General features: G+C 62.6%; 9 protein-coding genes and 1 pseudogene. 9 read left to right on the top strand and 1 reads right to left on the bottom strand.

Annotated features, from left to right (window positions below; genetic code table 11):
- From hypA to ACMO6A_RS03580, 5 genes are all read left to right on the top strand, one after another.
- A partial coding sequence (gene hypA / locus ACMO6A_RS03600; protein ID WP_009305193.1) for a hydrogenase maturation nickel metallochaperone HypA occupies positions 1-372 on the top strand: 372 nt, incomplete at its 5' end.
- Positions 373-374: 2 nt separating this feature from the next.
- A complete protein-coding gene (gene hypB / locus ACMO6A_RS03595) occupies positions 375-1,025 on the top strand; it encodes a hydrogenase nickel incorporation protein HypB (protein WP_009305192.1) in 651 nt (216 codons plus the stop codon).
- A gap of 198 nt (positions 1,026-1,223) precedes the next feature.
- Positions 1,224-2,066: an NAD(+) synthase gene (nadE, locus tag ACMO6A_RS03590; protein ID WP_009305191.1), complete on the top strand. Its 843-nt coding sequence runs from the start codon at positions 1,224-1,226 to the stop codon at positions 2,064-2,066.
- Positions 2,067-2,225: 159 nt separating this feature from the next.
- Positions 2,226-3,761: an FAD-dependent oxidoreductase gene (locus ACMO6A_RS03585; RefSeq protein WP_009305190.1), complete on the top strand. Its 1,536-nt coding sequence runs from the start codon at positions 2,226-2,228 to the stop codon at positions 3,759-3,761.
- Between the two features lie 204 nt (positions 3,762-3,965).
- On the top strand, positions 3,966-5,597 hold the full coding sequence (locus ACMO6A_RS03580) for an FAD-dependent oxidoreductase (RefSeq protein WP_009305189.1): 1,632 nt from the start codon (positions 3,966-3,968) through the stop codon (positions 5,595-5,597).
- Positions 5,598-5,660: 63 nt separating this feature from the next.
- On the opposite strand, the gene ACMO6A_RS03575 is transcribed toward ACMO6A_RS03580, so the two are convergent.
- Positions 5,661-7,157, bottom strand: a complete 1,497-nt coding sequence (locus tag ACMO6A_RS03575) for an FAD-dependent oxidoreductase (RefSeq protein WP_009305188.1) — start codon at positions 7,155-7,157, stop codon at positions 5,661-5,663.
- 178 nt (positions 7,158-7,335) lie between these two features.
- Here ACMO6A_RS03575 and ACMO6A_RS03570 point away from each other — a divergent pair, with 178 nt between their 5' ends.
- From ACMO6A_RS03570 to ACMO6A_RS03555, 4 genes and pseudogenes are all read left to right on the top strand, one after another.
- Positions 7,336-8,919 carry a helix-turn-helix domain-containing protein gene (locus ACMO6A_RS03570; RefSeq protein ID WP_050784811.1) on the top strand — a complete coding sequence of 528 codons (1,584 nt, stop codon included), beginning with the start codon at positions 7,336-7,338 and terminating at the stop codon, positions 8,917-8,919.
- 87 nt (positions 8,920-9,006) lie between these two features.
- Positions 9,007-10,248 (top strand): sensor histidine kinase, encoded by a 1,242-nt coding sequence (locus ACMO6A_RS03565; protein ID WP_114516499.1) that lies wholly within the window; start codon positions 9,007-9,009, stop codon positions 10,246-10,248.
- On the top strand, positions 10,249-10,935 hold the full coding sequence (locus ACMO6A_RS03560) for a response regulator transcription factor (RefSeq protein WP_009305185.1): 687 nt from the start codon (positions 10,249-10,251) through the stop codon (positions 10,933-10,935).
- A gap of 266 nt (positions 10,936-11,201) precedes the next feature.
- Positions 11,202-11,279: pseudogene (locus tag ACMO6A_RS03555) on the top strand (co-chaperone GroES); the annotation flags it as partial.

Here is an 11,279-nt window from a genome sequence, read left to right as displayed (position 1 = left end):
ATGCACGAATTGGGAATCATGACGGGCGTGATGGATGCGGTGACGACATCGGCGCAACAGGCCGGTGCGACGCGCGTGCTGAAGGTGAGCCTGTCGGTTGGAGAGATGACCGAGGCCATCGAAGACGCGCTCATGTTCGCGTTCGAGGCTCTGTCGGAAGGCACGCTTTGCGAAGACGCCGAGCTTCAAATCACCATGGTGAAGCCGAAAAGCCGCTGCTTGGAATGCGGTGCCGAATACGAGCACGATCGTTTCCATATGCTGTGCCCGGAATGCGGCAGCTTCGCCACCGAGCTCATCGCCGGTCGCGAACTGCAAATCGACAGCATCGAAGTGGACATTCCCGACGATGACGAGGAGAACGAGGACTAACCATGCAAATCGATCTGAAGCAGCCTATCCTCCAGAAGAACGATGCGATCGCCTCCGAACTGCGCGAGCGTTTCGCCGAGAACCACGTGTTCGTGCTCGACCTGCTTGCCAGCCCCGGTTCGGGCAAGACGTCCACCATCCTGGCCACCATCGACGCGCTGCGCGACGAGTTCAACATCGCCGTTATCGAGGGCGACATCGCCAGCAGCGTGGATGCCGAGAAGATCAAGGCGCAGGGCATCGCCGCCGTGCAAATCAACACGGGTGGAGCGTGCCACCTGGAAAGCGCCATGATAAAGCGCGCGGTGGACGTGCTGGACCTCGAGCGCCTCGACCTCATCATCGTGGAAAACGTGGGCAACCTCGTGTGCCCCACCGACTTCGATTTGGGCGAGAACGCCAAGGTGATGATCTTGTCGGTACCTGAGGGCGACGACAAGCCGCTCAAGTACCCCGGCGTGTTCCAGGTCGCCGAGGCCGTGGTGCTCAACAAGGTGGACACCATGCCCGTGTTCAACTTCGACCGCGAGGCCTTCGAGGCGGCGGTTACGCAGCTCAACCCGCAGGCCCCCATCTTCCCCATCGCCGCCACGAAAGGCGACGGCGTGGACGCCTGGGCCGAGTGGCTGGCGAACCGCATTCGCGCCGTTTAGTTCCGACGGCTTGTCAGCCGTCGGAACGAAGTCGACGCTGCGAAGCGCCAATGCGCCCGATCTCGCCCCTTTTCCGCTTTCCCTCACGTGCGAAAGCACGCTTCCCTAAAGGGACTTGCGCTTCGCGCGGCGCAGCTGGCGAAACGGGGCGATCTCGGGCACCTTGGCGCTTCTCGCTGACATTGGTGGATCTGCGAGATGATGATGGAGGAAGAGGGAGTCGTGGAGAATAGCGAACGGTATCGTCTCTGCGTGAACGCGCTCAAAGGCTTCATGGACGACGCTGGGTTCTCCGACGTCGTCATCGGGTTGTCGGGCGGCATGGACTCGAGTTTGGTCGCCGTGATGTGCGCGGACGCGCTGGGCGCGGATCGCGTGCACGGCGTGCTTATGCCGGGCCCGTACTCCACCGACCACTCGGTGGACGATGCGCTCGATCTGGCTCGCAACCTCGGAATCCGGACGCGCACCGTCTCCATCGCGGAACCGTATCGGGCGTTCGAGGCCGCGCTTGCCGAGGCGTGCGGCGGCAAGCTCTCGGGTCTGGCGGCCGAGAACACGCAAGCGCGCTGCCGCATGGTGTGCCTCATGGCGCTGTCGAACGCATACGGCTGGATGCTGGTGAACACGGGCAACAAGAGCGAGGCCATGATGGGGTATTCCACGCTGTACGGCGACACGGCCGGCGCGTTCGCTCCTATCGGCGGCCTGTACAAAACCGACGTGTTCGCCGTCGCCCGCTGGCGTAATCGACAAGCGGAGATCGCCGGCGAGGTTCCGCCTATTCCCGAGCATGTGTTCGTAAAGCCGCCCAGCGCCGAGCTCTCACCCGACCAGGAAGACGAGAAGAGCATGGGCATCGATTACCCGACGCTCGATCGATTGTTGAAAGCGCATGTGGATCGCGGCTTGGATGCCGCAGCGCTGGTGTCCGAAGGGTTCGATGCGGCCGACGTCGAGCGTGTGCTGCGAACGGTGCGCGCGACCGCATTCAAGCGAGCTTTGGAGCCCCCGTGCCCCGACGCCACGTTCTACGAGTAGCGTCCCCTTGGCACCTCCCTTGGCACGCTGGGCTCGTTTCGCAGTCTCCATTGCGCAGATTGCGTGACGGCATGTCGGCGCCTCACGACAAAACGTTTTCGCGTCACTATACTCTGAGGCCGTTCGTTTCCGTTTCCGTCGCAAAGGAGGTCGTCCGTCGTGGAGCGTCGTTCGTTCTTCAAACTTGCAGGCTTGTCCGCTGCGGTGCTGGCCGTGGGCGGAACCCTCGGCGCATGCGAGGCGGGAAAGCTGCCGGACAATCCTCTGGCGGCGACGAACAAAGCCAACGAAACCGCTGGTCAATCAAGCGTAATGGGGCAGCCGCCCATCGCCTTCGATGCTGACGTGGATGTGTTGATCGTGGGCAGCGGGGTGGCGGGGTTGTCTGCCGCCATGGACCCGCTCGAGGCGAAGCGTTCCGTTATGGTGGTCGAGAAACTTGATCTGTTGGGTGGCGAAAGCTACGAGTCGAACGGCGTTATGCGCATCGCCGGCACGACTGCGCAGCAGGATGCGGGCGTGAATGCGACGGTTGACGAGGCATGGGGGGCGCGCAAAAAGGAGTTGAGCGCTGCAGGCGACGATGATCTTGATTTCGCAAAGACCCTGTTCTTCGCGGCCACCGAGTGGGCGAATCGCCTGGCATCCGATTACGGGGCGCAGTTCGCCGATCCGAAAACCTTCGTGGACGGCAAGGTGAATGCGGCTATCATGCTGCCCAAGAACGGCCTCGGTGACATGCAGAGCATTATGATGCCGCTGCGAGACGCCCTCACGGCGAAAGGCGCTACGTTTTCTACGGGCCATCGGGCGGTCGCGTTCATTTTGGATGAGGACGGCGCGGCGTGCGGGATGCGTTTCTATGCAGGGTCGGGCGCATCGGTGCTCGACGTGCGGGCTCGGCGCATCGTTGTCGCGACAGGCGGGTTCGCCAGCAGCCAGCCGCTCGTGCATGAGCATACGCCCGATTATGAGCGCGTGGGGTGCTACACCGTCGCCTCCATGGGCGAGGGTCAGCAGCTGTGCGCGCTTTTGGGCGGCCAGCTGGTGAACATGGACAAGGCTGCGCCGCTTACCGGCAGCTTGCCGCAGGCGACCGCCTGGGGCTTGTTCGGCCCCACGGTCATCGTGGATGCGCTGGGGAAGCGTTTCGCGCGCGAGGACGATGCGAACGCTGCGGCGGGCGCCTGCTTCTCGGAGGAGCGCGGCTACTGGTGGACGGTGTTCGGAAAGCAGCTGACCGAGAGCAGCCAATCGCGCAGCGTTGCGGAAGTGGCCAGCAAGAACGCAAAGCGTCTTATCGGGCCGTTCGACGACCTGGACGAGCTTGCCGAGGGCATGGGCGTTTCGCCGGACGTGCTGAACGCCACGTTCGACCGCTACAACGGCTTCGTGAAAGACGGCAAGGACGGCGATTTCGGGCGCACGTTGTTCTTGGAGGAGTTGGAAGGTCCCTACTACGCGCTTAAACAGCTGCCGCAGCGGTACAGATCCAACGGCGGCGTGAAAACAAATCAGTCCGGTCAGGTGCTCAGCGTCGTCGGCGCCGTCATTCCCAACGTCTACTGTTGCGGTGCGGCAGCTGCGTCAAGCATCGGAGGCCTCGCGTCGAACGGCGCGTTCGGCATGCTGGCGGGCAAAGCGGTCGCCGCCGCACTCGACGACGAAGATGCTGCGAAGCAAGCTTCTGACTAAAGAGACGTTAACCCTGTCCCTCTTTCTCGTTTTGACTAATGTCCCAGGGTGTCGCTTTGCGTTGCCGACGGGTTGCCAAGGTGCAAAGCGGCGGATACCGCGTCTCTATAGACTCATGACAGAATGTCCCCATACCTACTAAAGCCGCATGCGGCGCGCATCCGTGCTGCTTGAGAGGCCGTAGACGCGGATGGAAGGACTTCTATGTTCGGGGAAAGCGAGGATGAACGTGGTGCGGGCATATCCCGTCGCGCGTTCCTGGCGGGCGCGTGCGTTACCGGAGCTGCGGCGATGGTGGGCGGCCTGAACGCCTGCGCGCCGCCGCAAGACGCCGGCCCCGGCGGCGCCGGCGGAACCGGTTCTGGCGCGAACGGGGGCGCGGTGCCCGTCAGCAAGGCGCCAAGCAAGGTGGACAAGACCTACGACGCCGATCTGCTTATCGTGGGTGCAGGCGGCAGCGGCTTGGCGTGCGCCGTGCAGGCGGCTCTTAACGGAACGAATCTCATTCTTGTGGACAAGAGCAACCAGGTGGGCGGCAATGCGAACTTCGTCGAGGGCATGTTCGCCGTCAATTCCACGTTGCAGCTGGAGCAAGGCATCGACATGCAGCCCGCCGATATAATGGAAGCCGAGCTCTCGCGCGGTCAGCATCGCCAAAACGGCGATGTATGGCTCGATTTTGTGAGCAAGTCGGCCGACAACATCACCTGGTGCATAGAGCAGGGCGTCATGTACTCCGGCAAGGTGGACGACTATCGCGTCGGCCTATTCCCCACGTTCCACTGGTTCAAAGACGGAAAGGCGGCTGTGGGATACGTTGAGCCGATGAAGGCGCGGCTCGAAGAGCTGAGCGTGCAGCTGCATCTCAAAACCGCAGTGAACGGCCTCGTCATGAAGAACGGCAGGGTGATCGGCGCCTACGCAGACGGAGGCGAGGGCGTGGTGCGGTACAGCGCGAAGGCGGTGGTGCTCGCAACCGGCGGCTTCGGCGGCAACGAGGAGATCGTCGCCGAGCAGGGTTGGAACACCGATGGCATGCGCATCGTGGGCTCGCCGAACGCTGCAGGAGACGGCTATCGCATAGCCATGGACAACGGCGCATGCAGCTTCATGGCCGATTCGGCTCAGTCCATCCTGTACGCTATCGAGGCTTTTCCTCCCATCGACTTCCACGATGCGGCTGAAAACCCGCTCTACGGCTATTTCGGCATCGCCTCGGGCGGCCCCGTGCTGTGGGTGAACGAGGCGTGCCGGCGCTACACGCGCGAGGACCTCGCGAACGACAACCTCGCGTTGCAGTGCCTTCCGGGTAAGGGCAACAAGGGGAATTACGTGGTTTTCGACCAGGCCATCTTCGATCGGTTTTTCGGTAAAAACGACGATGCGAAGAAAGCCTTCTACGACGCGATCAAGGCTAACGGCGGAGGCAGCATCTACCAGAGCGATTCCTTGGCCGATCTCGCCGGAAGATTCAACCTCGACGCCGATGCGCTCAAGGCTGCGGTCGATTGCTACAATGAACTGTGCGGAGAGGGGGCTGACAGCGACTTCGGCAAGGCGGCCGGCCTCATGGTGCCCATCGAGACGCCTCCGTTCTACCTGGCAAAACTGTCGTACAACTACTTCTTCTCGGTTGGCGGCATCACCACCGACGGGCGGCATCGCGTGCTGGACGGGCGCCGCAACCCTATCGAGGGTCTCTATGCCATCGGCAACGACGGCAATATGCTGTACCGCAACGTGTACACCGTCAACATGCCGGGCGTCGCGTTCGGCCATCAAGTGAACAGCGGCCGCGAGGCGGCGAATGCCGTGTTGGAATATCTAGATCGGTAGAGAATGCGCCGGAAGGCTCCCGGAGCGGGAGCCTTCCGGCGTTGAGGGAGGGGGCAGGATGCTTTACGCCTTCAGCGCTTCGACTACGGCTTTGCCGGAGATGAGGCCGCTGCCCGCGTTCGGAGAGAGATCGCTGCCGCTATCGGCCACGGTCGAACCGGCGCAGTAGACGTTGGGGATGGGATTGCCGTCCTTGTCCGTCAACTGGCTGTCGGTCGTGATCTTCATGCCGCCGTGCGTCTTGTAGCGGTACGGGAAGTGCTTCATCGCGTAATACGGTGCGGAAAGCGACTGCAGGAACAGCTTCTTGCCGAACTCGGTGTCCTCGCCTGCGGCCACCATGGCGTCGTAGGTCTCGAACGTGGCCTTCAGCGTGTCGGCCGGAACATCCATCGCTGCCGCCAGCTCATCGAGCGAGTTGCACGGGCCCACGAGGCGGTCGGCGTTGCTCTTCATGTTCATCTCGACGTTCCATTTCTGGCTGCTGTTGATGGCTTGATCGTCGAAGATGGTCCACCAGAAGCCCAAGCCCAACTCGACGGCCTTGTCGGGCGAGTCGTGGCTCTGATCCTCCTTGATGAAGCGGCGGCCCTGCGGGGTTACTTGGACCTGCGGCGAGAAGTAGCCCCACACCGTCACCTGAGCGAGGTCGCTCATGCGGTTCGCTTCCATGTCCATGTGGGTGTACACGCCGCCGATGGCCTTGCACAGCTGGTGGCCTTCGCCCATGGAGTTCACGGTCAGCGGCCCCAAGCGAGCCTGGCTGGGCAAGTACGTGGACACCATCTCCTGGTTGCAGGAGAAACCGCCCGTGGCCACGATGATCTTCTTTGCGCGGATATCGACGGTCTTGTTGTTCTTCTCGTCGTTGAAGCGCACGCCGATGGGCGCTCCCTCTCCGTCCACGATGAAGTTCGTGGCGCGCAGGTTCAGCTTGTACGTGGCGCCTTTCTGCTCCAAGCCCTTCTGCAGCGGCGTCAGCACCGCCTGCATGTCGCCGATGCCGTTGCCGGGCAACAGCATGGACGTGGGCGCGCCCGTGTTCATGTAGTCGGTGATGGGCTGGAATACCGAACCGTAGTCGGCGGCCACGCGGTTCGCCCATTCGGTTTGGTAGACGTAGACGTTGTGCTTGTAGTCCATGTCATCGGTCTCGCCCTTTTTCTCGAGCACGGGCAGGAACTTCTCCCACATTTGCTCGGGGTCGCCCTCGATGCCGGCGTCTTTTTGCATTTTTGATCCAACGACGTTCATGACGCCGCAAGCGATGAAGCTCTCTCCGCCCACGCGGTCGAGCTTGTCCACGAGCATCACTTTATGGCCGGCTTCGACCGGATCCATGGCTGCCGACATGCCGGCGATGCCCGTGCCCAGAATGAGAACGTCGGTTTCTTCGCTGAACGAGACGGGGGCGGTGCCAACCACCTGTTCGGCCTCGCCGGATCCGCCGGTCGAGCCGCCGTTCGGCGAGCATCCTGCCAGTGCGCCGCCTGCGGCGATAACCGCACCCGAGGCGATGGCTGCCTTCAGGAAATTGCGGCGATTCATTGCTGATTCCATACTGTTCCTCCCTGTTGTCGCATGATGGCTCCTTTGCGTCGCGGTTGAGCGACGACTGGTTCACCCTACGTTCGATCTGGGGAATCGTCACCGTCCGTTTCGGACTAAATTGCTGTGGAAGGCCGGAATCCTGCATGTTTGCTTCGTGCGCTTCCGACGTTTCCGGTATGATGCCCCTATGAGGGAAACGGGAGGGAACAGACAAAAGCAGCCGTCGCGCGCGTGGGCTCATCCCGCTGTATACTCAGCCGTGGTCATTTTGGGTTTCGGATTGTATCGCGGCGTGAATTCGAACGTCTACCTCTCCGCATACGCGTTCGTGAAGGCGCCCTTCATGTTCGTGCCCGATCTGTTCTTCAACGTAGTGGTGGCATGTTCCATCATCGTGTGCTCGGCCGTCGCTGTCACCCTTGCCTGGACGGGGCGTCTCAAGGCGAACACCATGCCATACGTGCTGCCGACGGCATTGTTGTTGGCGGGGAACCTCGCTGCGTTGCTGGGCGTGGTCTTGTCGCTGCCGCCTGATCTAGCGCTGCTGGTTCCCGGCTTGCTGTACGGTGCGGGCAGCGTCATGCTGTCGCTGTTCTGGATCGAGGTGCTCTCGGCGAGCCGGCCCAGCTCCATCGTGGTGCAGATTGCGCTCGGCATGTTGCTGAACGTGGTGGTTTCCTCGGTGCTATCTCCGTTGCCCGGAGACGTCCAGATGCGTTCGAGCTGCGTTTTGCTGCTCGTTTCGGGTCTGTGCGCGTGGTTCGTGCGCCGTCGGTTGCGGGCCGCTTCCTGCGAGGTGGAAACGCATAACGAACGGCCGATCGCCGAAACGGTATCCGCCGAACCTGCCGAAGCGCTTTCTTCGAAAACTTCCTTGCGGGCTCGATGGGGCGCGTATCGCGATGCGTTTTTGGAGTTGGGCGACTCGCTGGTGGCGTTTTTCGTGCTGGAAGCCGTCATCGGGTTGCTCAACAGCTTCATGCTGGCGGGATCCATCGATTTCGAGGGCTCGGGAGCTGTGTCGGCTGCGGCCATTGTGGGCGCAATCGTCGTGTTCTGCTTCATCGTGTTCGTTGCGCATCGCATCCCCAAGGTGTCCACGGTATCGCGTGTGGTCATGCCCGTGCTCGCGGCCATGCTGGTGTTCCTGCCGTTTCTCAGCGAGCGCTACAACCTGGTGTTCTCCATGCTGTTGCTCGGCAGCTACTACTTCGTCGCGCTGCTCATCACCTATCTTATCGCCGAGGCGGCACAGACGCGCAAGGTATCGCCCTACGTGCTGATGGGCGTGGCCATGGGCGTCGCGCGCGTATGCCTGGCCGTGACGCTGTTGTCGGGGTACGCGGCCGGGGTCGCCGGCGGCGGTCCGGGCGACGAGGCCGAGCATACGATGCGCTATCTCGTGATCATCGTCGTGGTGCTGTATGCTCTGTGCATGGCGCTCGTGTTCTTCTCGCGCGACCGCAAGCGACGACGCGCCGAAGAGGCTTCTGCCGATGCGCCGAACGAGAGCGCGGTTGGAACCGATTCGGTTTCGGTGCCCGAGATCGACTCGACGCTTGACGCGTGCTGTGCAAGCGTCGCCCGGGAAGGGGGCTTGACCGAGCGTGAGGCCGAGATCCTCGTCTACCTTGCACGTGGCAGGACGAAGGCGTACATCGCCGACGCGCTGTTCGTCACCGAGAACACGGTGCGCAGCCATGTGCGCAACATCTATTCCAAGCTCGACGTGCACACGCGCCAGGAACTGCTTGACCTTCTGGAGCGTTGAAAGGTCGCCATCGGGCGAACATACATCGGCTGGGGTATGGCGCGCCTCGGGCGGGTCGCGTAGTATGGGGTCATGGATACCTTTCTGATGAACAACCGACCGATGGGTCCCAAGGATTGGGGGTTCGATGTCGCGGTAACGGCAGCGGCGTTCCTGTTCGGCTGCGTGCAGCTCATGTTGGCCGCTTCGTCCATCGTGATTCCCGATCTGGCGCTGCGCCAGTATCTCGGCATGGTGAACGTGGTGCCTAACGTGCAGGTGTTCGTAGCGCTGGCGGTCACCACGTTGCCGCTCGTCGTGCGCCGTAGGTTCCCGTGGCCCGTGTTCCTGTTCTGCCTCGTGTCGTTTCTGGGTTTGCAGAACGCGTTCAACGGGTTCTCGCTCACCATCGTGGGCCCGGTGGTCGCCCTGTACACCATCGCCAGCGAGCGCGGTCGTGTCGAGACGGTCGCGGCGGTACTTCTAGCGGTGGCCGGCCTTCTGTTCACCGATGCCCATGCCGCCACGGCCAACATGGTGCTGTTCACGCGTTTCCAGAATATTGTGCTCGCGGTGGCCGCCGGCTTGGCTGGCTATGCGTATCGAACGCATCGCGCCTACGTAAAGGCCACCGAGGATCGCGCTGCCGAAGCCGAGCGCACCCGCGAGGAAGAGGCGGCTCGGCGTGTGGAGGAGGAGCGCGTGCGCATCGCGCGCGAAGTCCACGACATCACGGCGCATTCGCTGTCGGCGGTCAGCATTCAGGCGGCGGCTGCCGAGCGCATGATCGATCGCGATCCCGCCGCGGCGAAGGAGGCTATCTCCGCCGTGCGCACCACTGCGAAAGGCGCGCTCGCTGACATTCGCAGCATGATCGGCGTGCTGCGCTGCGGCGATGACGCGGCCGAAACGTCGCCGACGTCCGGCACCGAGCGGTTGGACGATTTGCGTGCCTACCTCGGAAACGCCGGAATCGAAACCACGCTCGACGCGGCCGCCTACTGTCGTGCGGACGTGCCGGCCCACGTGGACATGGCGTTGTTCGGCATCGCCCGCGAGGCTGCTACGAACATCGTGCGTCATGCTGGTGCGCGCAAGGCGCTCATCCGCCTGGCCGTCGAGGACGGACGGGCGCGCTTGGTGGTGGAAGACGATGGCGTCGGGTGCGGGCTCTCGGCGTCCGCGGCCGCATCGGGCGCGCTGCCCCAGGCTGTCGACGGAGAGGGGCACGGCATTGCCGGCATGGCCGAGCGCGTGCACCTGTTGGGCGGCACGTTTTCGGCGGGCGATCGAGCCGGCGGCGGCTTCCGCGTGGTTGCCTGCTTGCCGATGAAGGGAGCGGAGGCGTAAGTGGAAGAGCGCGTGCGGGTGCTGGTGGCGGACGATCAAGATCTCGTCCGCAGCGGTTTCAAGCTCATACTGATGTCGTACGACGGCATCGACGTGGTAGGCGAGGCGCGCGATGGCCATGAAGCGGTGGAACTGGCGTCGCGGCTGCATCCCGACGTGGTGCTCATGGACATTCGGATGCCGCGTATGAACGGCATCGAGGCCACGCGCGCCATCCGCGACGATGCCGCGCTTGAAAACGTGCATGTGCTCATCCTCACGACGTTCGATCTGGACGAATACGTGTACGATGCTTTGGCCGCCGGGGCCAGCGGCTTTTTGCTCAAAGATGCCGAGCCCGACGAGATCGCTTCCGCGGTGCGCGTCGTCGCCCAGGGCGATGCACTCATCGAGCCCTCTATCACGCGCCGCCTTATAGAGACGTTCGTCGCTGCACGGCCGGCTTCGCTCGGCGGTGCTGCAGCCGTTGCGGCCGGTCTACGCACTCTTACCGACCGCGAGCGCGAGATCCTCGCCCTGGTTGCGCGAGGTTTCACGAATGACGAAATAGGTTCCGAGCTGTTCATCTCGCCCGCCACGGTGAAAACGCACCTGGCCCGTATCATGGCGAAACTCGATGCCCACGACCGCGCCCAGCTCGTTGTCCGAGCCTACGAAGGCGGCCTCGTAAGGCCAGGCATCCGGTAGCCGTTCGGTGGCAAGCGAACTGATGCCGCATGCCAAACGGCGACTCGAGTAAATTGTGATGATCGTTTGACGATTGCGCAAAATCTCAGTCACGAGCGCTCAGATTTCTTTGAATGCCCTTGCATTCAGTGTTGATGATGCTATGATAACGCAGTGTTTAGCACTCGTTACCGATGAGTGCTAGCAGTCACCACTGCTGAGTGGTTAAATAGCGAACATGCGACAAACGGGTTCGTGCATACGTCGGACGAAAGGAAGGCAACGTTATGAATTTGAAACCTCTGGGTGATCGCGTTATCGTCAAGCAGGACGAGGCTGAGGAGACCACCGCTTCGGGTCTGTTC

Origin of the sequence: Eggerthella sp. (assembly GCF_048329335.1) — a bacterium.
GTDB lineage: Bacteria > Actinomycetota > Coriobacteriia > Coriobacteriales > Eggerthellaceae > Eggerthella > Eggerthella lenta.
This window is presented reverse-complemented; position numbering and strand designations above follow the sequence as displayed.

Bases quoted from the DNA above. Each gene is read 5' to 3' on its own strand.
- hypB (WP_009305192.1), top strand. From the start codon at position 375: ATGCAAATCGATCTGAAGCAGCCTATCCTCCAGAAGAACGATGCGATC.
- nadE (WP_009305191.1), top strand. From the start codon at position 1,224: ATGATGATGGAGGAAGAGGGAGTCGTGGAGAATAGCGAACGGTATCGT.
- ACMO6A_RS03580 (WP_009305189.1), top strand. From the start codon at position 3,966: ATGTTCGGGGAAAGCGAGGATGAACGTGGTGCGGGCATATCCCGTCGC.
- ACMO6A_RS03575 (WP_009305188.1), bottom strand. From the start codon at position 7,157: ATGGAATCAGCAATGAATCGCCGCAATTTCCTGAAGGCAGCCATCGCC.
- ACMO6A_RS03570 (WP_050784811.1), top strand. From the start codon at position 7,336: ATGAGGGAAACGGGAGGGAACAGACAAAAGCAGCCGTCGCGCGCGTGG.
- ACMO6A_RS03565 (WP_114516499.1), top strand. From the start codon at position 9,007: ATGAACAACCGACCGATGGGTCCCAAGGATTGGGGGTTCGATGTCGCG.